The organism is Arthrobacter sp. P1_D12 (genome assembly GCF_056406175.1).
Genome location: NZ_JBFUAR010000022.1, coordinates 42,409 through 67,415 on the forward strand (window position 1 = coordinate 42,409; position 25,007 = coordinate 67,415).

The 25,007-nt window shown below is 62.8% G+C and carries 21 protein-coding genes; 12 read left to right on the forward strand and 9 right to left on the reverse strand.

Features of this window, described 5'->3' with window-relative positions; all coding sequences use genetic code 11:
- Positions 1 to 624: 624 nt before the first annotated feature.
- On the forward strand, positions 625 to 1,389 hold the full coding sequence (locus AC1DZV_RS16320; protein WP_476951252.1) for a DUF6994 family protein: 765 nt from the start codon (positions 625 to 627) through the stop codon (positions 1,387 to 1,389).
- A gap of 353 nt (positions 1,390 to 1,742) precedes the next feature.
- Here the strand turns inward: AC1DZV_RS16320 and AC1DZV_RS16325 are convergent, their stop codons facing one another.
- Positions 1,743 to 3,005, reverse strand: coding sequence for an MFS transporter (locus AC1DZV_RS16325; RefSeq protein ID WP_476951251.1), 1,263 nt, complete (start codon positions 3,003 to 3,005; stop codon positions 1,743 to 1,745).
- Positions 3,006 to 3,147: 142 nt separating this feature from the next.
- Between AC1DZV_RS16325 and AC1DZV_RS16330 the strand changes: the two genes are divergently transcribed.
- A complete protein-coding gene (locus tag AC1DZV_RS16330) occupies positions 3,148 to 3,513 on the forward strand; it encodes a ClpX C4-type zinc finger protein (RefSeq protein ID WP_476951250.1) in 366 nt (121 codons plus the stop codon).
- Positions 3,514 to 3,795: 282 nt separating this feature from the next.
- On the opposite strand, the gene AC1DZV_RS16335 is transcribed toward AC1DZV_RS16330, so the two are convergent.
- Positions 3,796 to 4,173 (reverse strand): hypothetical protein, encoded by a 378-nt coding sequence (locus AC1DZV_RS16335; RefSeq protein WP_476954117.1) that lies wholly within the window; start codon positions 4,171 to 4,173, stop codon positions 3,796 to 3,798.
- Positions 4,174 to 4,372: 199 nt separating this feature from the next.
- On the opposite strand from AC1DZV_RS16335, the gene AC1DZV_RS16340 reads away from it, so the two are divergent.
- Both AC1DZV_RS16340 and AC1DZV_RS16345 read left to right on the forward strand, forming a co-directional pair.
- Positions 4,373 to 5,227, forward strand: coding sequence for a hypothetical protein (locus AC1DZV_RS16340; RefSeq protein WP_476954118.1), 855 nt, complete (start codon positions 4,373 to 4,375; stop codon positions 5,225 to 5,227).
- 35 nt (positions 5,228 to 5,262) lie between these two features.
- The gene (locus tag AC1DZV_RS16345; protein WP_476954119.1) at positions 5,263 to 5,604 is read left to right on the forward strand and encodes a transposase; all 342 of its coding nucleotides are present in this window, start codon (positions 5,263 to 5,265) and stop codon (positions 5,602 to 5,604) included.
- Between the two features lie 145 nt (positions 5,605 to 5,749).
- Here the strand turns inward: AC1DZV_RS16345 and AC1DZV_RS16350 are convergent, their stop codons facing one another.
- Complete coding sequence (locus AC1DZV_RS16350; protein ID WP_476954120.1) at positions 5,750 to 6,040, reverse strand: hypothetical protein; 291 nt, start codon at positions 6,038 to 6,040, stop codon at positions 5,750 to 5,752.
- A gap of 1,915 nt (positions 6,041 to 7,955) precedes the next feature.
- Here AC1DZV_RS16350 and AC1DZV_RS16355 point away from each other — a divergent pair.
- Positions 7,956 to 9,035, forward strand: a complete 1,080-nt coding sequence (locus AC1DZV_RS16355; RefSeq protein WP_476954121.1) for a TRAP transporter substrate-binding protein — start codon at positions 7,956 to 7,958, stop codon at positions 9,033 to 9,035.
- A 549-nt stretch (positions 9,036 to 9,584) separates the two neighbouring features.
- Here the strand turns inward: AC1DZV_RS16355 and AC1DZV_RS16360 are convergent.
- Positions 9,585 to 10,163 (reverse strand): GNAT family N-acetyltransferase, encoded by a 579-nt coding sequence (locus AC1DZV_RS16360; RefSeq protein ID WP_476954122.1) that lies wholly within the window; start codon positions 10,161 to 10,163, stop codon positions 9,585 to 9,587.
- A 189-nt stretch (positions 10,164 to 10,352) separates the two neighbouring features.
- Here AC1DZV_RS16360 and AC1DZV_RS16365 point away from each other — a divergent pair, with 189 nt between their 5' ends.
- The gene (locus tag AC1DZV_RS16365; RefSeq protein WP_476954123.1) at positions 10,353 to 10,475 is read left to right on the forward strand and encodes a hypothetical protein; all 123 of its coding nucleotides are present in this window, start codon (positions 10,353 to 10,355) and stop codon (positions 10,473 to 10,475) included.
- A 210-nt stretch (positions 10,476 to 10,685) separates the two neighbouring features.
- Here the strand turns inward: AC1DZV_RS16365 and AC1DZV_RS16370 are convergent, their stop codons facing one another.
- On the reverse strand, positions 10,686 to 12,050 hold the full coding sequence (locus AC1DZV_RS16370) for an MFS transporter (RefSeq protein ID WP_476954124.1): 1,365 nt from the start codon (positions 12,048 to 12,050) through the stop codon (positions 10,686 to 10,688).
- Positions 12,051 to 12,085: 35 nt separating this feature from the next.
- Positions 12,086 to 15,916 (reverse strand): hydantoinase B/oxoprolinase family protein, encoded by a 3,831-nt coding sequence (locus AC1DZV_RS16375; protein ID WP_476954125.1) that lies wholly within the window; start codon positions 15,914 to 15,916, stop codon positions 12,086 to 12,088.
- A gap of 498 nt (positions 15,917 to 16,414) precedes the next feature.
- Between AC1DZV_RS16375 and AC1DZV_RS16380 the strand changes: the two genes are divergently transcribed.
- Positions 16,415 to 16,612: a hypothetical protein gene (locus AC1DZV_RS16380; RefSeq protein WP_476954126.1), complete on the forward strand. Its 198-nt coding sequence runs from the start codon at positions 16,415 to 16,417 to the stop codon at positions 16,610 to 16,612.
- Between the two features lie 20 nt (positions 16,613 to 16,632).
- Positions 16,633 to 17,460, forward strand: coding sequence for an IclR family transcriptional regulator (locus AC1DZV_RS16385; RefSeq protein ID WP_476954127.1), 828 nt, complete (start codon positions 16,633 to 16,635; stop codon positions 17,458 to 17,460).
- Positions 17,461 to 17,674: 214 nt separating this feature from the next.
- On the opposite strand, the gene AC1DZV_RS16390 is transcribed toward AC1DZV_RS16385, so the two are convergent.
- The gene (locus tag AC1DZV_RS16390; protein WP_476954128.1) at positions 17,675 to 18,421 is read right to left on the reverse strand and encodes an IclR family transcriptional regulator; all 747 of its coding nucleotides are present in this window, start codon (positions 18,419 to 18,421) and stop codon (positions 17,675 to 17,677) included.
- A gap of 680 nt (positions 18,422 to 19,101) precedes the next feature.
- On the opposite strand from AC1DZV_RS16390, the gene AC1DZV_RS16395 reads away from it, so the two are divergent.
- Entirely contained in the window at positions 19,102 to 19,881 is a 780-nt protein-coding gene (locus tag AC1DZV_RS16395; RefSeq protein WP_476871939.1) for an N-carbamoylsarcosine amidohydrolase, read from the forward strand.
- 666 nt (positions 19,882 to 20,547) lie between these two features.
- On the opposite strand, the gene AC1DZV_RS16400 is transcribed toward AC1DZV_RS16395, so the two are convergent.
- Complete coding sequence (locus AC1DZV_RS16400) at positions 20,548 to 21,240, reverse strand: DUF4386 family protein (protein ID WP_476951239.1); 693 nt, start codon at positions 21,238 to 21,240, stop codon at positions 20,548 to 20,550.
- 765 nt (positions 21,241 to 22,005) lie between these two features.
- Positions 22,006 to 22,356 carry a DUF3846 domain-containing protein gene (locus AC1DZV_RS16405; protein WP_476954129.1) on the reverse strand — a complete coding sequence of 117 codons (351 nt, stop codon included), beginning with the start codon at positions 22,354 to 22,356 and terminating at the stop codon, positions 22,006 to 22,008.
- 838 nt (positions 22,357 to 23,194) lie between these two features.
- Here AC1DZV_RS16405 and AC1DZV_RS16410 point away from each other — a divergent pair.
- From AC1DZV_RS16410 to AC1DZV_RS16420, 3 genes are all read left to right on the forward strand, one after another.
- The gene (locus AC1DZV_RS16410; protein WP_476954130.1) at positions 23,195 to 23,596 is read left to right on the forward strand and encodes an FtsX-like permease family protein; all 402 of its coding nucleotides are present in this window, start codon (positions 23,195 to 23,197) and stop codon (positions 23,594 to 23,596) included.
- The gene (locus tag AC1DZV_RS16415; RefSeq protein WP_476951236.1) at positions 23,596 to 24,258 is read left to right on the forward strand and encodes an ABC transporter ATP-binding protein; all 663 of its coding nucleotides are present in this window, start codon (positions 23,596 to 23,598) and stop codon (positions 24,256 to 24,258) included. The genes AC1DZV_RS16410 and AC1DZV_RS16415 overlap by 1 nt, the downstream gene beginning before the upstream one ends.
- Positions 24,259 to 24,338: 80 nt before the next feature.
- The gene (locus tag AC1DZV_RS16420) at positions 24,339 to 24,944 is read left to right on the forward strand and encodes a TetR/AcrR family transcriptional regulator (protein WP_476954131.1); all 606 of its coding nucleotides are present in this window, start codon (positions 24,339 to 24,341) and stop codon (positions 24,942 to 24,944) included.
- Positions 24,945 to 25,007 lie beyond the last annotated feature (63 nt).

Here is a 25,007-nt window from a genome sequence, read left to right on the forward strand (position 1 = left end):
TGGTTCATGGTCATAACAATGCTGGGGCGCCTTGCGGGTTGCTATAGATGAGAAGTGTTTCGCTGAGCGCCTGATCCAGGGGAGTGGCGGTGACGCCGAGCCTTTTCGTGATTTGCTGCTGTCGACGAGGAGTGGAAGGTGTGAGATTCCGGCCGCAAGAGCACAACGGAGGACGGCGGGAGGTCCCGCCGTCCTCCGCAAAATGTGGCAGTCAGCGCCGTCCGGTTAGGACTCCGCACCCGTTTTTCCAGGGGCGAGRCCGTAGAAGGGCGTGAAMCGACCYCTGGCTCCGGGGGAAATGTWGGAACGGACGATCGAAGCGCTCTCGGTGCTGCCAAATGGTATCTGTTGGATTGCGGATGTTTCCGGGGGGGATCGCCCCGCTCCCGGCCGGCGCGGGGACCGGGTGATGCCTCTTTGTCCGGCCAAAGGTGGCGTGCACACTGTACACACCCGTGTACGTGTGATGCCGCCATCAATGACGTAGGCGTGGATGTTGTCCGGAGCCTGGCGGTCCGGTTCGGCCAGCGACGTGTGCTGAAGTAGCAAGTGCCTGCGACGACTGCGGTTGTTTCAGCTGTAGGTTCCGCGGTTCGAAATAGGCTCGCACATATACTCCCTTCCATGCGCGTCTTCGACATCAACTTCAACTACAAGGTCGACACCCCTCCAGGAAAGGACCCGGACTCCCATAGTCCGGTGCTCAAGGCTGACCATCAGCTGCTCTGGACCAAGGAGCTATGCGACGGGGAACTGTTCAAAGTGCAGGTCCCGGCAGAGCCAAAGGAGCGTCGTAAAAACTACCTAATGTTCGAGCAGACCCCGTACAAAAGGTTCACGTTCGGCAGTGACGCCATCACGAACTCCTACACCAAGTGGGGGAAGCCGAGGAACTTGGTCGAGGCTAAGGCCGAGTTGAGCGAGGAGCAGAAGCGCCGCTATTTCAACCCGCCGTACACGATCGGCAGTGCCATGATCTGGCCCGTCAGGAAAATACACCAGCCCACCCTAAACACCGCCAGAGGAATGCGACTACGGATCGCGGACCGGATGGACCTGACCCTGGAATGCATCCGGCGCCACTACGCCGAGGAGCCAGGCAGTCCCCTCGCCGATGTCACCACTAACTACGCGGACTTCTTCAAAGTCTTCTGCACATTCACGCAGTTCGTGGAGTTCTTCCACCTCCAGGACCTCGTGACGCCGGAGGGAAAGATCGACTTCTTCCTAGAGGAGGACGAGAACTTCAAGCGCCCCGGCGTCCCGACCACGAAGGACGAATACGTCAAGGTTCGGGAGGCCTCGCTGAAGTTCATAACGCTGCGGGGCAACCGGATGGCCGACTGGGTCGAGAAGAACCACCCCGACATCAAGGTCGTCCGGCAATGAACAACGTTTACACCAGCCCCTGACGACTTGTGAGGAAAAGGCGCCTAACCCTCCGGACACTCAGGCGATCCCACTAACGGGACGGTGCGGCAGCTCGACGTTGCATCGTGTTTAGACCCTCGCCCAATCGTGTTGCGGAAGCCGGAAAAAGACCATGTGGATCGCAGCGGTAAAAGGCGTGGTTTCCGCAGCGCTTTATGGCCGACGGACGCAGCCAAGCGGATCGGTGATCGTGTCAAGTATTTCTGGCCCCGTAAGGACGGTTGAAGCTGGCCCCACCTTACGAAGATGATGACCGTCGAAAACGAGCAGCGCTGACCGTGCGCGCCCTTGGGTTTTGTTCGGGTGTGGGACTACGGTGCCGCAGCCGGTACGACTTCCGGATTGTCTTGTGAGTGGACGTCGAGTGCCTCGGGAAATTCCGTCCAGGACCGAATTGGTGAGAGAAGGATGGGGATGGCGGATGCGGCGGCAACCAGCGCCCAGAGCCAGAGCATGGGAATGACGCCGGTTGCCAGTGCCAGGACTCCGCCGCCGATACTGGCCACGGGCATGATCCCAAGGGTGAAGAGCCGGTAGGTGGACATGACTCGCCCCATGAGATGGTGCGGAACGAGCCGGGGAATGATGCCGGCCCCCGCCAGGCCGGACAGAATGACGAAGAAGGACCAGCCAAATCCCGAGATACCAACCCACACGACCGGAGCCAGTCCCAGAAAAGGTGCGACAGGGACGATGATGACGAATCCGGCGCTGGCCAGGCTCGCGGCGATCTTGGTTTTCCCGACGCCGAGACGTCGTGTGATGGGAGTGGCTGTCATGGAAGCGAGCAGCCCCCCTGCTGCTGACAGTGCGCCCAGGATTACGAATTGATCCATGGGGATGTTCAGGATTTGCAGGGCGAAAATGACTTTGGCGGCGGCGCCGAACATGCTTGCGGCATTGACCAGGGCAACGGAGATCATCAAGGAGCGAATCAAGGGATGGCTCAAGGTGTAGCCGAGGCCATCGCGTGCTTCGGACCAGAACTTGTCCGGGGTCTTTGCTCGGGAGGGGCGATCTTGTGGGAGTCTGCCGGTCATGACCGCTGAGAACAAGTAGGCTGCGCCGGCAATGAGGAGCATGGCCGGAGCGGACACTACTTTGACAATCGGACCCACAATCCCCGGTGTGGCTATGGCCAGGCCGCTCTGCACGGACTGCATTTTTGCGTAGCCGTCACCCAGCTCGCTTCCCCTCAGCAGCAGCGGCATCATGGCGGACTGTGCCGTCGTGAAAACGACGTCAGCCACGCTGACGACGGCAGCGACTGCAAAGAGGTGCCAGATGCTGAGCGCTCCAAGGACATAAGCAATCGGCACCGAGGCAACTGCGGCGGCACGGACAACGTTGGCCAGAACCAACGTGGATTTCTTGGACCACCTGTCCACGAGAACACCGGCCGGCACTCCGAGCAGCAAGAATGCCGCCATGCCCAGCGCGTTCAGAACACTCGTCTGGAACGCCCCTGCGCCAAGGACGGCAACAGCGATAACCGGCAACATCGACCGGAGCACATCGTCGCCGATTCCGTCCCCAATGCTTGCTGTGAACAGCTTTCGGAAAGCCTCAGGCATGACGAATCCAACCCGCTCGTCCGACGCCTCTTCGGGTGCCCGTATTCTTGATGAAAGCCATGAGTCGTAAGGTCATACCTGACTATAGTCAGGCTTAACCTGACATTCATGGTAGGAACTCGCCTGTCTGGAGAACGTATCTATGCCTAATATCTGCCCTCGCGATTTCTGCACCTTCTGCGGGTTGACGCCGCCTTCCGGAACCCGGCTCATAGCCGGGCCTGGAGTCACCATTTGCGAACTGTGCGTTGCCGAGGCAGGGAAGATCCTGCACGACACCAGCGCCGAGGGGCCGTCCAAGTCGATGGGGCCGGTCTGGGACCAAATGTCAGACGCGGAAATACTGCAGCATCTGCCCGAAATTTCCCGGGTAAGCCTCAAGGTCGAAGAGCAGCTTCGCATCTGGGTCCGCGCTGCCCGAGAACGAAAGATCACTTGGTCCCAAATTGGAGCGGCCCTGGATATCACTCGTCAGTCGGCCTGGGAGAGATTCAAGGAACATCTATGATCGCCCGACGTCAGAGTGTCGTCGTCCGCTGCAAGGCTGGCCTGTGGGTCGTGGACGATGGTCCTGATCGAGAGTACTTGCAGTGTATTGGCCGCGCCGGCGAGGAAGAACAGGCCGAAGACGACTGGAACTACGGGGATAAGTGCCGCCGACGCGAGAGCTGCTCCCATAAAGAAGGCACGCGCCCGCGAGCTGAGTATCAGCTAGTCCGGGGAGCGCAGCCAAGGACGAAAGAATCGATGCGGCCAGCCGCCCGGCGGCATAGGTTGCCAGGACCGCACCCTAGAGGGCCGGGCTCATGGAGAGGTCCTTGAGTAAGAAATGAGCTTGTGCCACTGGCAACGCCGCGGTGAACAAGATGGCCATCGCAAGCATCCACACAGAGGCTCCGACTCCACCCCCAGACTGCAGAAGCCTGCGCACCCCTGACCGGCCGCCGCGGGAAGCCGTCACCGGCCCCTGGGCAGCTAGCTCTTCCGGGATGGCACGCAACCGGGCCAGGTGGATTACCGCCGCCAAAGCGACAGAGGAAACGGCGTCCGCGACAAGAGCCCGCTGGACCGAACCGGCCGCGATGAATACACCCGCGGCAACCGGATCGGCGATAGCTCCCAGGTTCCGGAAAAGGGCCAGCCGGGCATAGACTCTGGAGACTTCCAAGTTTTCCGGTTTCACTGCCGGGGCCAATGTGAGCATCGATGGGTTTTCTAGAGCGAGTACCCGCTACTCGTGACAGAGAGAGCAACCGTGTTCTATGATGCAGGCGCCGGAAAGATCCGGCGCCTGAAGGATCCGGTCTCACCGCGCCTGGCTTCACAGCCCCAATAAACACCGGTGACACATTTTCCGGGGAGAGACCATGAAAAAAACCCTGCTCGCGTTCGCCACAGCAATCGCACTGATGTTCGCCGCCCCGATGGCCGCAACAGCCACCACAGTGAGCAATAACAGCAATAACAGCAATAACAGCAACAACAGCAATAACAGCAACAAGAACAAAAACAACAACAACGACAACAAGAACAAAAACAAGAACAACAAGAACAAAAACAAGAACAACAAGAAGGCCCCGGCCCCGGTCTGCCAGCCCGGCACGCCGTCACCTTCCAGCCAGTACCCGGGCGTACCCGTGGTGGCAACCAGTTTCGAATCCCGAACGCTGGAGGGGTTTATTGCCAGCACGTCGGGGACCGGGACGGCCTCTGTCACCTCCGACCAGCACCATTCAGGGGGCTGCGCGGCCTTCCTGCACGTCACGGATGACTCAGGCTCGGTGGCCAAGATGTCAGCAACCCTGCCGGCGGGCTCCTCGGGCGCCTACGCCGACGGCTGGTTCAATATCACGACGGCGGGCAACGTAGGAAACAACGTCCCGTATTTCCGGTTCTTCAATGGTGGCACCCGTGTGGCCGATGTTTTCCGCGACAACGGCAACGGCCAGCTGTGGCTGCGAGTAGCGTCCCCTTCGGGCATTTACGGATACACCAACCTTGGACTGGCGGTACAGCTCGGCTCCTGGCACAAGGTGGTGATGCGCGTGGTGGCCAACGGTGCCGCCTCCACCGTTCAGGTCTGGTTCGACGCCAGCCTCCTCTACTCCAGCCACCAGGTGGGCACAGGCTTCACGACGCTGACCCGGGTGCAGCTGGGGGCGGAGCACCCCCGGCAGGTGGGCGACAGCTATGTCGACGATGTCATTATCAAAGCTTCATAACGCCGTTGCCATACGCGGGCTGGCTACTGGCGCATGTGATTGAGATCCCGCCCGGCAGAAGCTCGAATCTGACCAGCAAGGAACAGCTGCGGACCCTGCTGCGCACCAACTCCCTGGCCGACGCCGCCTCGGCGAAAGAGGAACTCAAGGCCCTCGTTGAGGCCGCGGGGCGGCCGGAGACGAACAAGCTCTATCGCACGGTCTGCCGGTGGTGGAAGGAGATCGAAGTCCTCATCGTCACCGGCGCCACCACCGGCAAGGTCGAATCTAACAACACCGGAATCAAGCACATCAAACGCACTGCTCGCGGCTACCGCAACGCAGGGAACTACAAATCGATTATTCTCATGAGAAGTGCCGTCCGGACGGCGGCATGACACTCATCCGGGAATCAATTTCCCCATGAACCTTGAAGAGCCGTGAAAGGCCGGCGCTTCGGTCGTGGTCGTCATAGCCATCATTTGTAAGGCATGACCGGCCGAAGGTGCCAGTCGACGCGCCTGTCCGCGTGCCGCTGAGCCTCTACGTCCGCGGCATGAGGGTGAAGAACGACTTCGGATCGTCGGAGCCAAGAAGGTCGCGGTGGAAGGAGATGGCATCGACCGGGAAGGAGTTCACGAATAGGACGGCCACTGACGCGAAATGCACGACGGTGTACCGGGTCACTGATTCGAGCCATGACATCAGTCCGGTGTAGTCCTCAACTAGGAGTCCGTCGCCCAGGAGGCCGCGCTTCGCGAGTAACTCCTCGACTGCGTGCCACTCCCAATCCATGAGCTCATTGATCGCTGCTTCCACTGTTGGAGTGCTCATATCTCGATGGTGGCACCGGCTATCGACAATGAGAGGAACTTGCGCCGCGCGTGTCGTCATGTCGGCCGATCCATGCCTCAGCCTGCTGCCTTTTGGTCCTTCGGCGGTCTTCCCGGGACGACCCGACGGGCCACTGGTGCGACCACACTGACTGCTGGGATGTCGTCCATACTGGCTTTGTGCCGGCGGATTCGATGCGGATCTCGGCGATCTTGGGGGACACGGGGTCAATCGCACTTTCGCCGAGCGTCAATCCGCCTCAGGCTCCTCGGACTCGTTCTCTGGACGAAACTTCTTTAACCAATTCCGTAAGTCTGGACGCCACCTCTGCGACGGGACAATGGGGATACGCCCGAGCAGGTAGCCAGCACTCTTAAGACAGGTAGTCCCCACTCTGGGGCTGGCAGGTTCGCTCGGTTGGGCTCAGACCGCTGTGCCGGCAGACCCGGTCACTTGGCGGCATATCGCCACGCCGCAGTCAGGGCATTGTCCCGAAAGTTCACGGCAACCGGCCACGTCCATCAGATCCGGATGACGTGCCGCCAATGAAAGTCACGTTCCACAATCGCGGAACCCGGTCCGGATGCTGCGGAAGCCCGACCCCGCTCTTTCTGGGTGAGGGCGAGGGCGCCGGAAACGCATCCTTCAGCGGTATCTCCTACCGCCGGTTGAACGAAGGATCAAACATGAAAAAGGCAATCTTCGCATTCATCAGCGCCTCCGTACTGTTGATGACAGCACCGCTGGCAGCATCCGCCTCGTCCATTGCCACACCGGCCCGGAACTGCGCAACACGGCAGCCCCGCGTAGATTAGCACACCAGCCATCCTCGGCCACGAAAAGAGCTTGCGCTAAACAGAGCAACTCTCGAGACTCCATACAAGGCAGCTTTGGGCGGACCGATATTCGAAGTCGAGGTAACCATGGATATGAAACCGGAAGTCGGCGAACCCGATGGGGGACCCTGGCAAGCCGAGTCACTGGAAGGCTTCGTGCGGCGGTTACTGCCCGCGGCAGGACAACGTCTGAACCGCCCCTGGATTGTAGCGGTAGATGGAAGGAGCGGGGCAGGCAAGACCACCCTGGTCGATCGACTGTTAGCTTGGGTGCCGGACTCAGATGTCGTTCACACGGACGATGTAGCGTGGCATCTCTCGTTTTTTGACTGGGCCGATGAACTCCGTGACGGTGTCCTCGAACCCCTGCTCCAAGGCGAGGCAGTCCATTACCGTCCGCCGGGGTGGGTGGCCCGAGAACGTCCAGGTGCCATAGCTCTACCCGCCGGGCGTTCTGTGGTGTGGGTGGAAGGGAGCGGATCATCACGCCATGCTCTCTCCGACATAGTCGACGCTTCAATCTGGGTGCAGTGCGACAACTTTGAAGCCCGCCGTCGCCTCCTGGAACGAGATGGCCACGAAGAAGAAGACCTGCACAGGGAGTGGGAAGAACAAGAAATTCCCTTCCTACTTGAAGACCGGCCGTGGGAGCGCGCTACAGTGATCGTGGCCGGAAGGCCGGCCCTAGAGTACGATCCGAATACCCAAGTAGTAACCGCTCAGCCGGCACCACCATGCGAGGAGATCACCTAACCCACGGATTTGCCGTCTCCGCCAGCCACTGTGGGTGGCGGGGTCAGGCGCCTTGGCTGTAGGTCCTCAGCATGCTGGGATGTGGGGCCGTACGTGATGTGTAGATAGTCCACACCGTTAAACGGGCCCCGAACTGTCCTCGGTTGGGCCAGCACAGCGGAAGATTCGCTGCGCAACAGGACGGCGGTCCGGCGTTGCCGTCCCCTATTGCTTCGCTGCGGCGTTGGGCGTAGCTTGCGGAGACGCACGTTTCCTGCTGTGCTGCGTCACCAGTCTCCCGTCCCAAAGTCTGCATCGCTGGTTCATCGTCCGGAAGGCGGGTGGTTATGAAAAATCCGTTCAACTTCATGACTTCTGTAGGGTTCGGATTAGCAGCACTTCTGACCACCGCGGGATGCAGCTCGACGACGGCCAGCCCGCCGCCGGCGGCAGAACAGAGCAAGACCCTGCGGATAGCCACCGATGATGAGCCCGGCCGCCCGGCGGCCGCCCAAATTGAGGAATTCGCCCGCAACGTGAAGGAACACTCCGGGGGCAAGGTCCTGATCGAACCGGTGTGGAAAGCCGTGGGTGAGGACAAGGACGACCCGGATCAAGCAGTGGCACGCGCAGTGGTTACCGGTGATTTCGATATGGGACTCGTCCCTGCCCGGGCCTGGGACACCGAAGGGGTGAGTTCCTTTTCGGCACTTCACGCGCCATTCCTCGTGACATCCAATGCCCTGATGGCGAAGGTCTCCGCCCCGGCAGTCGCGGACGAAATGCTTGCAGGGCTGGACAAGGTCGGTGTGTCCGGTCTTGCCCTGTTCCCAGAAGGCACGCGAATGCTCTTCTCCTTCTTCGAACCGATACTGACGCCGGCTGATCTTGCCGGGAAAACCGTACGGGCTCCCCGGTCCGACACGACTTACGATCTGCTGAAGTCGATGGGTGCCACTCCGGACGATCTTGTGGGCGAACAGTTCTATGACGGTATGGCCGCGGGAACGGTGGTGGCGGCGGAATCGTCGTTCGCGTTGGCCGGGTCGCTCCCGAAGGCCACGACCGCGACCGGCAACATGATCCTCTACTCCAAGTTAAACTCCCTTGTCATCAACACGAAGTCTTTTCAAGCCTTGAGCGAGGATCAGCGGCAGGCCCTGAAAGACGCGGCGGCAGCCACCCGCACGTGGGCCGTGGAAACAATGACCGAGACGGCGGACGATGCGGCGAAATTCTGCAAAGACGGAGGAACTGTGGTCGTAGCGACGGTGGCCGAGGTTGTCGCCTTCAAAGCTGCCGGTGCCCGTGTCTACACGAAACTCGAGGCGGACCCGGATACCAAAGCCCGCATAGCCAAGATAAAGGATCTGGCCGCGGCCGAACCTGCGCCTCGATCCATTGCCCCGTGCAGCGCCGGCGGCTAGCGGGCGGCCACTTGGTCCGGAGTCGAAGGGTCTGGGTTCTTGGACGTCGAGAGATAGGTTTCCGGTCACCTACCGAACCCTGGCCGGACACAACAAGATCGCACCGGAAGCTAAATTTCGACATGTTCGCGTCTCGTGCAGCGTACGAACGACCGCGGTTGCACGAAGGCACGAAGGCCGGCCAAGCGACCGCGAAAGCCAAGGCAGACTCGGCGGCCGCCCGCCGGCCATGACCCCCATGAACGCTCGAGACGGCCCGAGTTCCCCGGAGACGCGCAAGGCTGAGATCCGGGTCGGGCAAACTCTCGAGGTTCAGGAGTCCCCATCCTCTTCCGCAGCGCCGTCCCTTCGGTTCCATGCGGCGAAAAGAGCTGGCCGGCCCCAAAAGACGGTCGATTCAACCTGGGCGATGGGCAGGGGGGTGCTTTCGGTCTCAGTCCGGCCCTCTCCGCTGTGATGGTCGCGCTGGTCGGGCCTGGTTGAATCGCCTCAGAGTCGATCGCGGACCTCGCTGCGGTGTCTTATGTCCGGCCGGCTGATATGGGCGGGTCACTGGGGACGAAGGCGGGAATCGTCAGCCTCCCATTCATCTCGGGTGATCGCGTACTCGACGTCGCCGTGCTCCTCGCCCGGAACGGACACCGGCCAGTCGGCGACGAAGGCCCGCACAAGGCGCATGCCGGATTTCTCCATCACCCTTCGGGAGGCCGTGTTGACTGCCATGGTCGAGGCTACAACCCGTTGCACCCCGAACTCGGTGAACCCCTTGGCGATCAGTGCCCGCGATCCCTCCGTCGCGTGCCCCTTTCCCCAGGCCGCGTGGCGTAACCGGTAGCCGAGTTCCGGCTGATCTTGTGGATCGTCGGGGCCGGGCCGGAAGTGGAACCAGCCGAGGAATTCCCCGGTCGTCTTCTCGATCGCGGCCCAGAACCCGTAGCCGGGAAAGCGCTGGTAGTAGTCGAGGAATGCCGGGAGGAAGTCGCCTTCTATCTCGCCCCGGGGGGTGGGGATACCGCCGGTGATGTACCGCATCACGCGCGGATCGCTGTCCAGTTCCACGAGTAGCTCGGCATCGTCGGGGGTGAACTGCCGGAGCAGAAGTCGTTCAGTCTCCAGGAAGGTGAGCATGCAGACATTCTCGCACCGGGGGAAGACCCGTCACACCGATCGGGCAGGTCGGATTACCGTCGCTGGACACGCTCCGAGGAACCGGAGTGCTGCCACTCGTGCGCCGTCACCCACTATCTGGAGGCCCTGGTCCGCGGGGAGGTATACAGGACGGCCTCTCAATGCCCCATGGCCGGCGGCCGGATTACCATGGACATTTCCGGTTCCACCACCTCCGTCCAAGGGCTGCCCAAGAGCATGGCGCTGCACCGCGGGCACCGGCCCTGGATGACCGAACTGGTGGAACAGGCAAGGCTGCGCAAAGAACCTTAGCGGGACGAGCAGGCCCGACAGCCTTCTGGGCAACTCGGCATGTCACCTCCTGCTCACCTGAGGCGGGGAGGTGGGCAGCAGCAACCGGGCCTTGCCGTCGCGGTCCACTCGATAAGGGCTACGGATTAATGTCATCTGCACGGCGGGAACTCCGTGGTCCCAGGGAGTTCCCGCCGTGCGGATGGTGTTTGTGGTGCGGGTTCGTCCCTGTCAGTCCTGGCGGACCTTGCTGGGGTCGACGTTCCGGGCGGCGAAGATGAGCAGGCCGGAGGCCAGGATGGGGAGGACGCCCCACCATAGGGTGGCGTTGATCCAGCCGGCGCCGGCGGCGAGGGTGGCGGTGATCAGCAGGCCGCCGATGATCGCCCCGACTTGGCCGGAGGCGTTGATGATGGAGCTTCCGGTTGCCCGGGTGTGGACGGGGAAGCTTTCGCCGGTGAAGAACAGCAGGGCGGAGAAGGGGCCAATGAGGAAGAACAGCCCGGCGCTGTACAGCCCGATGATGAGCGGGAAGTTCCCGTTCGGTGCCTGGAGCATGGTGAAGAAGGAGGCGGCACACAGGATCCAGCCGATCCCGATCGCGTTGCGGCGCCCGATCCGGTCGCCGAGCCAGCCGTGGAACAGGTAGCCGGCGAAGGCCGTGGCATTGGAGATGATGAGTACCAGCAGCGCGTTGTCGAACTCGATGTTCTTGCCGTCCGGTGCGGTAAGCAGCGACGTGCCGAGGATCGCGAATGCAAGGACGCCGAGCCAGTTCAGGAGGAAGGCTCCGCCGATCGTCAGGGTGGACCGCAGCGACTCCCCACGGAAGACCGAGACGAGCGGACTGGCCTTCTCCGAGACGTCGATTCCGTATTTCTCCCCGAGCTGCTGCGCCTCTTCCACCCTGCCGTCCTTGATCATCTTGTCGATCTGGTGACGGTGGGCGAATTGGGGGCTCTCCTTGAGCCAGCGTCCGGCGATGACGATGAAGACGGCGGGGATGGCGGCCACGGCGAAGCAGAGCGCCCACCCGCCGATGGGGAACAGCAGGTAGACGGACCCGGCAGCCAGGACGGAGCCGACCGGCCAGCCGGACTGGACGAGTGAGTAGATGAGACCGCGGCGGCGGGCCTTGGCGGGATCGCTGTTGTGGGCAAACATCTCGTTGAGGTAGGCCGCGTTGATGGCCTGTTCGGCGTAGCCGAGGCCGGCCAGTGAACGCACGAGGACCAGGAAGACGAGTCCCAGGCCGGCCGCGATGCCCACAACCCAGCCGACAGTGGCGGTCAGCAGTGAGGCGACGGCGGCACCGACGACGGCGATCAGGATGCCCTTGCGGCGGCCGATCCGGTCGACGATCGGGCCGATCCCGAAGGCCACGAGTGCAGTGCCGGCGGTCACCCAGGTATTGATCCCCGTGGACTGGGCCGCGCTCAAGCCGAGGTCTGCGGCCAGCACCGGCAGGAGGTTGCCGAACAGGACGAAGTCATAGACGGCGAAGGTCCAGGCGAAGAAGCAAATCCAGGTGGCCAGCCGTACGTCCTTGGGCGTGACATCAGACTCGACAAATTGAAAGGTTGGGGCAGTGGTCATAACGGTTCCTAATTCACGGGGATGGTGGGATGTGATCAGTAGGGAACGAAGGGGGCGGCCTGGAGACCAGCGTCAATAGCTGGCTCCAGGCTGACCACACCGTAGTCACGGGCGGCCGCCTCGGCGGTCGTGAAGCCGTCCAGCACGTCCTCGAGGACCTTCAGCGGGTCCCGCTTGTGCGGGTCGCCGAAGCCACCACCGCTGGGCACGGTGATCTGCAGGGAGTCACCGGCCAGCAGTTGACGTCCGGTGACCTTGGACGGCCAGGACTCCTCGCCCGCCCGGCCGACGTTCTTCACGAGCGAGCCGTTGAGGCCGTCATGGCCGCCGAAGGCTCCCCACGGCACGTCTGACTCGTGGCGTTCACCCTCGCAGGTGATCGCGGTGTCGGTCAGGAAGGTGTTCTCCCGGACGATGCCGATGCCGCCGCGGAATTCACCGGCCGCCGCCGGCTCGGAGCGCAGTTCGTAGCGGTCGGTGCGCATCGGGAACCGCCACTCGAGCTCCTCGATCGGGTTGTTGCGGGTGTTGGCGATGAGGTTGTCCACGGAGTCCGGCCCGTCGCTGGTTGCGCGGCCGCCGTAGGAGCCCTCGTTGACCTCGAGGTAGACCCAGTACTCGCCCTGCTTCTCGTCCCATCCCGAGTAGGAGATGAAGTGGATGTGGGCGGAGTTGCCGGCCGTGACGCGCTCGGGGATGACGGGGGCCAGGGCCCGCAGGGCCAGGTCGACGGCCCGCTGTACCTGGGAGAACCGCGAGAAGGTCGCGGCCGGGTACGTGGGGTTGAAGATGGTGCCCTCCGGGGCGATGACCTTCAGCGGCTTGAGCATGCCCTCGTTCTGGGGCACGAACACCGGGAAGGCAACCTCGTCCAGGAATATCATCCGGGTGATGAACGTGAATGCCGAGACCGTCGTACCCTCGAAAGCGCAGTTGTAGGCAGTGGGCACCTGTTCGGAGGATCCGGTGAGGTCGTAGGTAATCTCGTCACCCTCGATGATCACCTTCACGACGATCGGTAACTTCTTGCCGTAGTTGCGGCCGTCGTCGTCCAGGTAGCCGACCTCGGTCTCGTAGACGCCGTCGGGGATCTTGGCGATCTCCTGGCGCAGCATCCGCTCCGAGTAGTCGATCCAGCTCTGCCCGGCTTCGCGGACCGCGCCGAAGCCGTACCGCTCGATGAGGGCGATGTAGCGGGACTTGGCCAGCTCGCAGGCGGCGATCATCGCCTGGAAGTCGCCCTCGTTGGAGGTGGGTGTCCGGGTGTTGTTGAGGATGTGCCGGATCAGCGATTCCTGGCGGACGCCCTTCTCGGAAATCTTCACTGCCCGGAAGATGGTGCCTTCGGACTGGATGTCCTGGATATCCACCATCAGTCCGGAGTACGCACCGCCGTTGTCGATCAGCTGGCCCGAGGCGCCGGCGAAGCCGACGAGTTCCCCGTCGTGGAAGATCGGTTCGATGATCGCGACGTCGGGGGAGTGCGTGGCGCCGAGGTACGGATCGTTGTGCAGGATGATGTCACCGTCGTGGATGTCGTCGCCGAGGACCGAGATCACACCCTTGACGATCTTGGGCATCGAGCCCATGAACATTGGCGTGGAGTCGGACTCGGCCAGCACGTTGCCGTCCTTGTCGAAGAGCCCTGCACCGAGGTCCTCGGACTCACGGATGATCGAGGAGTAGGCCATGCGGAAGAGCACCGATGCCATTTCCTTGGCTGCGGAGTTCAGGGCGCCGCCGATCACGCGCATCAGGATCGGGGTGGCCAGTTTCTCGGCGCTCTGGGTGGCGGCCGGGCAGTCGATGACGAGGTTGCCGGCTGCATCCACCGCTCCGGAGAATCCCGGAGGAATAACTGTGGTGGAGTCGTACTGCTCGATGATGGCGGGGCCGGTGAAGGTGATTCCCACGCCCATCCTGTCGCGGTCGTAGAAGCCGGTGTCCAGGGTGACCGGCTTGCCATCCTGTTCGAAGGTCACCGGGCGGGTTTCGACCAGGGCGTCCTCGAGGGAACCGGACTTGATCGCTTCCGGCGTGGGCAGGTCATCCATCAGGGCGCTGGCCTCCACGCGGATGTTGATGACTTCCACGGTGCCGTTCTTGAAGCGGTGGCCGTACTCCTCGAAGTGGGCGTCGTGGAAGGCTGCCTCGGCCTTTTCCAGCCAGACCTGGTTAACCGGTCCGGCGGGCGCAGTGAAGCGGATCTCGTACCCCTGGCCCTCGTAGCGCGCGTCGGCGAGCCATTCGAGCTTGCGGCGTTCGGCTGGCACATCCTCGGCATCGAGTTGGGCGTTGGCGTCGCGCTCCAGTTGTTCATAGGAGCCCTGGATGGCGGCGGGGTCTGCGCTGGCGAACGTGAACCGCCTGGTGGCGACGAACTCATACTTCTCGTCGGTAGCCAGCAGGCCGGTCGCGGCCATGATGCCCGGGTGGGCCGGGATCAGCACCTTCGGGACTTCCAGCTCCGCGGCGATCTCGCAGGCGAACAGTGCGCCGGCGCCGCCTGCCGCGACGAGGGTGAAGTCACGTGGATCGTAGCCGCGGCGGACGGAGTTCTGCTCGATCGCCTGGGTCATGCCGAACTTCTGGATCTGCAGCGCGCCGAGGGCGGCCTGGTCCACGGACATGTTGAGTTTTTCCGCCAGACCTTCCATGGCCTTTCGGGCGCCATCGAGATCCAGATCCATGCCTGAGCCTGCCAGGACGCGGTCAGGGCGCATGCGTCCCAGCAGCATCTGGGCGTCAGTTGATGTCGGCTCCGTCCCGCCGCGGCCGTAGCAAACCGGGCCCGGGACGGCGCCGGCAGACTGCGGACCGACGCGGAAGACCCCGCCGGCGTCGACGTAGGCGATGGAGCCGCCGCCTGCGCCGATGGTGTCGATGTCCACCATCGGGACCATGGCCTGGTGGTCGCCGATCTTGGTGTCCAGCAGGTGGCGCATGCGCAGTTCACCCTGGTAGGCCACACCGATGTCCGCTGAGGTCCCCCCAATGTCCAGGGTGACCACGTTCTCGAAGCCGGACTGACGACCGGCCCACATGCCGCCGATCAGGCCGCCGACCGGTCCGGACATCATCAGTGTGACGGGCCGCTTCGCGGCCTCCTTGATCGGGACCATACCGCCGGAGGACTGCATCAGCAGGATCTCCCGCTTGTAACCCAATCCTTCTGCCTGCTCCTGCAGGCGGTAGAGGTAACGGGAGACCCGGGGCCCGACATAGGCATTCAGCGCCGTGGTGGAAAACCGCTCATACTCCCGGTACAGGGGCACGATCTCGCTGGAAAGGGACAGGTAAGCCTCAGGGAACTCCTCCGCGACAATCTCCCCGATCCGCTGCTCATGGGCGGGATTCAGATAGGAGTGCAGCAGGCAGACGGCGATGGCCTCGACGCCGGCCGCCTTCAGCTCGCGTACGCGCTCACGGACCTCGTCCTCGTCCAGGGGAACCAAAACGTCGCCGTTCGGTGCGGTGATGCGCTCCTTGACGGTGAGCCGGTGACGGCGCTTGATCAGAGGCTTTGTCTGCCAGGGCAGATCCTGCTGAAGGGAGAAGTTATGCGGCTTCTTGTGCCGGGCGATGTGCAGGATGTCCCGGAAACCCTCGGTGGTGATCATCCCGACCTCCGCACCGGTGTGCGTCAGCGCGGTATTCGTGGCGACCGTGGTGCCGTGCACCAGCTGGTCGATCTCCGAAAGCGAGACCCCGGCCTTTTCGCAGAGCTTTATGATGCCGTTGATCACGGCCTCAGACGGGTCGTGCGGGGTGGAGGGAACCTTTTCCACAACGGCGATGCGCTGGTCGTCGTCCGAGAAATACAAGTCGGTGAATGTACCGCCGACGTCTACTCCGATGCGCTTCATAAGGGGGTCCTTTCGAAAGTTTGGTTCAGGACTGGGTTGAAGGGAAAGACGGGGGCCTCTCGGCCGGGCCCGAATTCACCCGGGATTGGAGCTAGTCCGCTGGGCCGGGGGTCCGGTCCCGCAATCCGATGTGCCGCAGCTCACATCGTTGCTTAGAAAGCAATTTAGTTCCTTTGCGAACAACACGCAATGTTTTTGACGTTCATTTCTTGGGACTTCCCCTTTTGCGTCAGGGGACGTGCGCCTCCCTAAGAGTTGGAGAGCAGCTTGCGGAAGGATTCTGCAAGGCTCTGCCAAGCAGGGTGGGGAGGGGGCGCGGTCGGTTTTTGGACTGCTGAGAAAAAAGGGTTACATGTTGCAGAACTAGCGGCTACGGCACCCGGCCGGCCGTCATCCACGTCGACATGGCCAACGCCTGAACCCGCCCGGGCCACCAGTTCTCCTCCTCGATGTGAACCTGCCGTCCGACATGGGCCTGTGGTCCCAAAAAGATCCCGGTTGAGACCCTGGACGATCGCCAAGGGCTTCCGCCAGATCATGGTCAAGGAGGCCGTGGGCGACCGCGTGCCAGGAGTCGTGGCGTGGAACCTGTTCGATATGGACTCCAAGTTCGGCGACGTGGAGCCGCTGGAGACTTGTCCTCCGACGAGAGGTTGGATGGGCACGCCGTACGATGGCTACGGTGACTGCGCGTAGCGCCTGGAGAGGGAGAACCCATGCTTGACCCACAAACAACCACTGACAAACCGCAAGGGGCGGCAGCATCGCTGCTCAACGGTCTTACCGTGCTCGAAGCCTTCTCCGTCGCCAAGCGTTCCCTCTTGGGCGTCACGGAGATCTCCGAGCTCGTTGGCCTGCACAAGAGCACGGTCTCCCGGATGCTTAGCGGCCTGGACGAAGCCGGCTACGTGCAGCGCGACGAGGAAACAGGGCGATACCGCCTCGGGCTCGGGATGATCGGCCTGGCCGGACCACTGCTGGCCGAGCTTAGCGTCCGCCGTGCCGCCCTGCCCCACCTCGAAGAACTCACACTAGCCACAGGCGAGACGGCCGCGATCGCCGTTTGGAACGGTAGCAACGCGATTGTCGTGGAACAAACGGCTTCCACTCACCAGGTCAAGCACAGCGCGGCGATCGGCACGCGCTACAACAAGTTCGCCAGTTCCTCAGTCCGCGTGTTCCTCGCCGAACTGCCGCCCGAGGAGACCGACCGTCTGCTTGCCGACCGTACGGTCCTGCGGGAGGGCTACCTCGGTCTCGAAGACCCGGCCCACGAACAGCTCGTCGGCGTGCGTGACGACGGATTCGCCGTCAACGACGGCGAGACCACTTACGAGGAATACGGCGTGTCCGCTCCTGTGCGGGACTACCGGGGCGAAGTCGTCGGCTGCATCACAGCCAGCGCGCCCCGATCCCGAGTGCAGTACATGCAGAGTCAGTCGATCCTGCGCGAAGCCGTGCTAGAGGCCGCGGCGCGGGTGTCTACACGGTTGGGCCACCTGCCGGGGAAACAGATCCAGGTCGCTGACGGCGCTGTTGGCTGATCCGAGCAGGAGCCGATGGGCCTGTGAGCCGTGATCCTCGGTGGTTTGCCAGAGCCGGGACCGACGGAGCCTCAAGCAGGGCCACCCCCTCGAAGTTGGCAGCTGCTCCCTCTCGGATGACCCTTTCCGAGTGCGACAGCGCGGTCAAGCGTCTCGATCTGAATGCGGTCGAATACACGATGTTGCTGACGTTTCGCCTAGCCGCGTGGATGAATCACCCCGGAAGCGAGGCCGCCCAGCCCAAGCGGGTGGATACTTCCGAAGCAGCCTGTTGTACGGCTTGAACCAGAGCATCCTTGGTGGCGTGCTTTTGCACGCGGGAACGGGGCGCGGATGCAGTGATGCACCCAACCACCTTGCCCCGGTAATCCCGAACCGGAGCGGAGACCCCAAACTCCTCCTCCGTAGTCGAACCGTCGTTAACGGCGTATGCCTGACGGGCGACTTCCTGCAGGTGGGCGGTGTGGTCCAACGGCAAATCATCTCCTGCCGTGCGTAGTATCTGCCCGGATTCGATCAGTTCCGTCGCGAGAGCCGGCGCCAGCTCCGCCAGGAAAATCCGCACTGAAGAGCTCTCGAATTTGTTGTACCGGGTTCCGATGGTGGCAGTGTGTTTGACCAGATTCGGGCTGGCAACCTGCTCCACGACGATGGCCTCGTGACCATTCCAGACCGAGATAGCGCTGGTCTCTTGGGTGCTTTCGGTTAACTTCTCCAAATACGGAACCGCAGCACGGCGGACATCCAGATCCGCCAGCAAAGGGGCGGACAACGCGAGGAGGCCCAGCCCGAGACGATACCGTCCCGTCTCCTCATCCCGCTGGACATATCCAGCTTCTGTTAGACCGCTAAGAATGCGTGAGACCGTGCTCTTGTGGAGGCCAACACGCTGAGCAACCTCAGTCACGCCAAGAACCGGACTTTGAACGGAAAAGGCTTCCAGGACAGCAAGACCGTTCAACAGTGACGCCGCAGCTCCTTGGACCTGCCCGTTGTCCTGCCTCGGCCTGCCTGCCACCTTCATCCTTTCGCGCTACGTGACTATCCCGCCACTCTTTGGGGCCATCATATGCCGCAATCTGTACCCGCCTCACTGTGGTTGTCAGTTCCATACTGCGGACGTGAGATTAACGAACAGAAGGCCCGCCTTGGCGGGCCTTCAAAGTGTTCCGCTCAAACTACATCCGAGCTTCGGCCGGCTTCCCTGCTTTTGCCTTGTCCCGAAGGGATCGGCTGCTTTGCTAGCAACATAGTCACAACAGGAGCAACGCACGTAGGCCTACTTTGCGCTCTATCCACCCGGCATGCCTGACCTGGCGGGCCGACGATGTTGCTCGTGGAGCAATGCGAGCCTCGATAGAGAAACCGGCGGATAGCGTCATCGCGTGGCACGAATGTTTTCGCCGGGAAAACTGCGGACGCCTCAGCCCGTGTTGCTGGGGTGGGCGGGCCGCGAACCGGACCCTCGCCGGGCTGCCGGAGTGACGCACTCGCCGATGCCCGCCCTATCGAGAAGTTGGTCCGGTGGAGGTGCAGACTCCGGGCACCTCTGGTGGTGCGCCGGTTCGTGCGCTACAGTATCCAGTACAGCAACCTCGTTGCTATCTTAGAAACACAACAGCCGAGAGAGTGGAGAGAACCATGACAACAGAGACAGCGACGTCCAACGACATCGAAGCCCGTCTTGCAGCAGTGCTGGAGGAGGCGTTCGAAGCAGGCACGGGCATCTACAACGAGCGAGGCTTCAAGCGTCGGATCGGCTACGGCAACCGCCCCGCCGTCATCCACATCGACCTCGCGAACGCCTGGACCCGTCCGGGCCACCCGTTCAGCTGCCCGGGCATGGAGGAGATCATCCCGAACGTCCAGCGGATCAACGAGGCCGCGCGCGCCAAGGGCGTCCCGGTCTTCTACACCACGAACGTGTATCGCAACCGCGACGCCACCTCCGGCACGAACGACATGGGCCTGTGGTACTCGAAGATCCCCACGGAGACCCTTCCGGCGGATTCCTACTGGGCGCAGATCGACGACCGCATTGCGCCCGCGCCTGGCGAGGTCGTGATCGAGAAGAATCGCGCCTCGGCGTTCCCGGGGACGAACCTCGAGCTCTTCCTGACCTCCAACCGCATCGACACCCTGATCGTGACCGGTGCGACCGCGGCCGGGTGCGTGCGCCACACCGTCGAGGACGCGATCGCGAAGGGCTTCCGCCCGATCATCCCCCGGGAGACCATCGGCGACCGCGTCCCGGGCGTCGTGCAGTGGAACCTCTACGACATCGACAACAAGTTCGGTGACGTGGAGTCCACGGATTCGGTGGTGGAGTACCTGAACCGCCTCCCGCAATTCGAGGACACGGTCCCGAAGACCCTCTCGGATCCCCAGCCCGAGGTGGCGACCCCCGCGGATCCGGCCTGAGCCGCACCACACTCTCGGAACCCCGCGGCCCGGCATCCCCAGCCCGACCCGACGACAGCCGGCACCCCTCAGCGGCGTCGGGTCGGGCCGGGCTGCGGTGATCAGTGCGTTTCTGGAACACCCCTGTTCAGGGGCTTGTGAGCCGCTTATTGTGTACAAATCTCCTTTATGGGCTCCTTCGGGGCCCATTTTTGTTGGTGGTCGTTGCGGTCTGGCGGCTCCTTCTTTTGACGTGGACAGCGGTGTTGCTGTGTACTCCTTCATGGCCGGGAGTGCTTGGAAACTGCATGACTTGCTGAGACTTGGGATCGAATCTTCGTGGTTATCCGCCGTGGCCGCGGGAAGGCGTGAGCGCCCGTGCTGGGTTGCTGAACGTTAGCGGGCGGGCATATTCGGGGCCCGAGGCGGACCTCCCTGGTGAGGTCGGCGCGGCTGAAGGCGGGTCAGCCGATCCGCTGGGCCAGGGCTCGATAATCCCCCCGGACCGCGCACATGGGTGATACGCCATCGGTGATACCGACATATTCGCAACGTCATAGATGTGGCATGAGGTCGTTCTCCGGTGTTCATCGTCTCGATCCATCCGAACGGATGGAGCCGACGCGGATTCTCAACACAATTACCTGGACCGCTTGGGCAAGTCCGACCTCCACGAACCTTAAGCCGTCAGCGCGTGCCGGCCGCATGGACGGCCGCGGCTGGCTGGCCCTGCCGTGACTGGCTCCACGCAATCCAGCCACCCGATGCAGCCATGAGCAAGGCACCGGCCGGTTGCGTCGGAAGGCTGCTGCCCGTGGTCGCCTGCCCCAGCACGACGCCGAGGAGGTAGAACAGTACGGCGCCGGCAATCCATAGGGCCCCGGCCCAGCGGGGGAGCGTCCGGGATTGCCAGACCGCGACTCCAAGCAAGACGTTGCCAAGGAACGCGAGCAGGAGCCCGAGCAGGAACGAGACCGTCATGGCGGATGGAAACTCCAGAAGCATGACGTCCCGGTTCCCTTCCAGATACGCCTTCCCGATCGCGGGGGTGGCGAAAGTGGAGAGGACAGCGGGGACCATTAGCAAGGCAGTTCCCGCGACGGTGATGACTGTTGCTGCCAGTGCCAGGCGGCCGACGCGGCTGTTGGCCAGGCAGCAGCCCAGCGCGAACACCCCGAAGATCGCGAGGATGGTGCCTCCGTAGCTGCCGAGCAAGTGGCTGAATTGATACGAGCCCGAGCTGACGAACCTTGCCCAGGCGTCTGGATCCTTTTGCTGGTCCGGCTGAGGCTCAAGCGTGGCCCAGGCGGTGATCAGGCCGTAAAGAGGTAACGTCCACAACCCCGCCCGGATCCAGTGGGTGATGTTCTGTGCGTTCATGGACCGCCTCCTTCCTCGACCACGTGCCCGCCGCCTGCCCGGAAACGGGGCGACGCCTGCCCCAGCGTAGTTCCGGGGCCGCGTCCCGGGCTAGGGTGCGTTGATTCACGGGACGGTCCGCGGAACTGCAAAGCTGCGGTGCATCCCGGTCCGGCGCGCACTGAGCCGAGAGCAGATGGCCGGCTGGCGGGGACTCTACCCAGTCCTTCGAATCGGGCAGCGAATCGTGCCTGCACGGTATCTGCGCGCGCTCCGCTGACCGTAGGCTCCATCCGTGTAGATCGCGCCACGACTTCCTGGTCGTTTAGATCGAAGTCGAGGTCAAGGTCCCGTGGTGTTCCAAGTGGCCGCCAGGTTGAAGCGACTCGGGCTGTGGGCAGGGTTTATGCAATGGGCATCCGGTCTACGGGGGTCAGTTGTTTCAGGGCGAGACCGGTCAGTACCGCGATGTCTCTGATGGGTACCTGGAATGTTCGGAACGGACCCAGTGGGCGAGCCAAAACGACCTGGATCGCGCGGATCAGGGCAACGGTAGTTCTGCCTTGGGCCAAATTTGAGCTCACGGTGGCAAAGCCTGATGCGGTTGCCGTCGCAGGGGTCCGCGTATGTTCTGTGCCCTTGAAGGATCGTTGATCCTCTTCAGTTGATGATTTCGCCTCGCTCGTCCGCGCGGAGTGCTGCCAGGTCAGCGTGGCCGCAGAAATTTGGCGCGGTATAGCCCGTGAGGCCTTCAAAGGGCTTCGCAGGGCGGATTTTCCCTTTTGGCTAGGCAGCCAGTGCGGTGTCGAAGAGGCGGTCGGCGAGGAGGAGCAGGTGTGCGGGTGGATCTGTTTCCTCTCCGTTTCTTCCATGTCCGAAGAAGACGGCGGTGCCGCTGACGGTCTCCTCGAGATATAAGCCTGCTTCGCGGAGCAGCACTTCGGCGCGGAGGTTCAGGGGCAGGGGGATAAAGTCTGCCTCGTCATTCAGATAGACGTGCCAATCATTGAAAGTGATTACGCCGACATTTCCTTCAACCAAGGATTGTAGTGCGACCAGGCGCGCGTCGATCTTTTCGACGCGAATGGGCTGGCTGAGGCGGCATGGGATAATCAGGGCGACGCGTGTCGGGCGCAAGACTTGTCCTTTCTGTGTCTGAACGATTGGAATTTTCGAGTGGCTCGAACCGCTGTCCAAGGGGAAAACAATCCGTGCCCGCTCAAAGCGTTGCGGAGCGACCGGTATGGTGCTCTGTGTGAATAGAGCTGTGAGGCGCGAAATTGAATTGACACATTAGTGTCTTGGGGTTCCGCAGCGTCAGTGGGTCCCGTAGCTCCGCTTGCGAAGCCGCTGTTCGCATCGGTTGGGCTCGGCACGTCGCCGCACGCCACGTGGTTACCGTCGTCGTCCAACCGGGCATTTTCGACTGTTCATGGCCGTCTCGCGGCCATTTGCGACTGCGCCGCGCCGCTGTGGGTGGGGACATCGGCTGGGCTGGCGCGGGCAGCTGGTCGCGGCTAGGAGTCTCGGGTCCGGCTGCCCGCATTCCATATCAACGCATAGGGGCCGTTGCCCATGCGGTGTTGTACCGGCACTCGTTTGTGACGGCGGGCCCACTTGCGGTGGTGGACCATCAGGTGCGACACATCACCTTTGGTTTTTGCGCGGCTTTGCGAACAGAGTTTCGCTGGTTTCGGCCTTTGCTCTTTTTTCGGCTCTCTTTTCGAGAATCGACTTTCCCGATTTTTTGACACTAACATTCTTCGGAGACTTTCCTGACAATGGAATCACGCCTTTCTAAACGCTACCTACCTATCACCATACCCACTTATATTTTTAAAGCCAGTCCTCGGGGTTAGGGAAGGCTCTGGCACTGACCTGGGCGCGAAAAGAGAACCGGAGATTTTATAGTCCGAACCGCGAAATAGCCCCTATTCGTGTCGCGGATGCGTCCCCCGGCTTTGAAGCCGAGACCATGACCCTGAGCACGATCCAGGTCTTCCTGTACGCGAGCTGCGCGCTTGTGGTGGGCGCCTTCTTCACTGTGTGGACGATTCAGCGCAAGCATGAAATTTCAGTCTTGAGGGCCATCGGCGCCTCGACCGGCTACCTCCTGCGGGATGGACTGGCCCAGGGCGCCATTCTGTTGGCCGGATTCACCGCGCTTGGCGTGGCCGCCGGCCTGGGGCTGGGCGCCGCCATGCCGGACGCCATGCCATTCGCCCTCGAGGCCGCACCGATCGCCCTCGCCACGGCACTCACCATTGGTCTGGGCCTGATCGGTGCCGCCGTGGCCGTGGTGCGCATTTCCCGGCAGCCGCCGCAAGCCTTGCTGACACACCCCAAACCACCGGCCTGTCCATCCGCCACGCGGTGATGGAACTCGGCGACGGCGACACCCGGGTGAGAGCCCTGGATGACGTCAGCCTCGATGTTGCCCCAGGCGAGTTCCTTGCCATAGTGGGGCCATCCGGTTCCGGTAAATCCTCTCTACTGGCTGTCGCCGGTGCGCTGGCCGCTCCCGATTCCGGAACGGTTACTATCAACGGTCAGGACCTTTCCCAGCTAAGCCAAGGTAAACGCGCAGCTTTTCGGCTCTCAAACATTGGCTTTGTCTTCCAGTCCGGCAACCTCGTCCCGGCCCTGACGGCCTCGGACCAGCTCCGCCTGGTGAACCGCCTGTCAGGCGGGCCGAAAGCGTTCGATCCCATGGCGCTGCTGGAATCCGTCGGCATGGACCACCGTGCGGGGAACCGCCCCGGGCAGCTTCCCGGCGGTGAAAGGCAGCGCGTTGGCATCGCCCGCGCACTGGTCACCGGGGCGAAACTCCTGCTCGTGGATGAACCGACGGCGGCCCTAGACCGGGCCCGCAGCCGCGAAGTCGTGGAACTGATCGCCCAGCAAAGCCGCGAACACGGCGTCGCAACCGTCATGGTCACCCACGACCACGACGTCCTGGACCCTGCGACCGCGTGCTTGAAATGGTGGACGGCCGATTGGCCGCCACAGCCCCGGTCGCCTAGAAGGCCCCTGTTATGAGCGAGGGGGTCTGCCCGGCATGCCGCCTCGCTCGTCGCAGGCTTGCTAAGTAAGCAAGCCAGCGTTAAAGGATCACCTCAATGCCCAGAATCAGCGCCGCCACCGTCGCGGAACACCGTGCCACACAGCAACGGGCACTGCTGGACGCCGCGCACGAGCTGCTCCAAGAAACCTCCGGAGCGCCGACCATGGCTGACGTCGCCGCGCGGGCCGGACTCTCAGGGCCAAGCGTTTACCAATACTTCGCCTCCCGCCAGGACCTCCTCCAGGCTCTGGTCCGCGACGTTTTCCCACGCTGGACCGAGAGGGTCACCGGCGCCATGGCTGATGCCCCTTCAAAAGCGGACCGCATCCTGGCCTACGCCATAGCCAACGTGGACCTCGTCGCCGAAGGAGCCCACGCCGTCGGGGCGGCGCTGGCCGCGCTGGCCCCGGGTGCCGAACTCGACGAGCAAGCCACCCGGATGCACCGCCAGCTTCAGGAACCGCTCATCGAGACGCTCACAGAACTCGGGGTAGCGGACGCCGAGTCGCTGGCAGAGATGATCAACTCCGTCATCCACGCCGGTACCCGCATGCTCGAATCCGGGCAAACGCTGGAACAAGTCCACTCCCACCTCAGGATTCTGCTCGGACCTTTCGTGACCGAGCACCGATCGGCCGAGGCGGCTACAACGGGAGCCTGAGCGTCTTCTCCGTCCAGGTTGGTGCCGCCCTCCCACTTCACATCTTTGTAGCGGCGGATACCA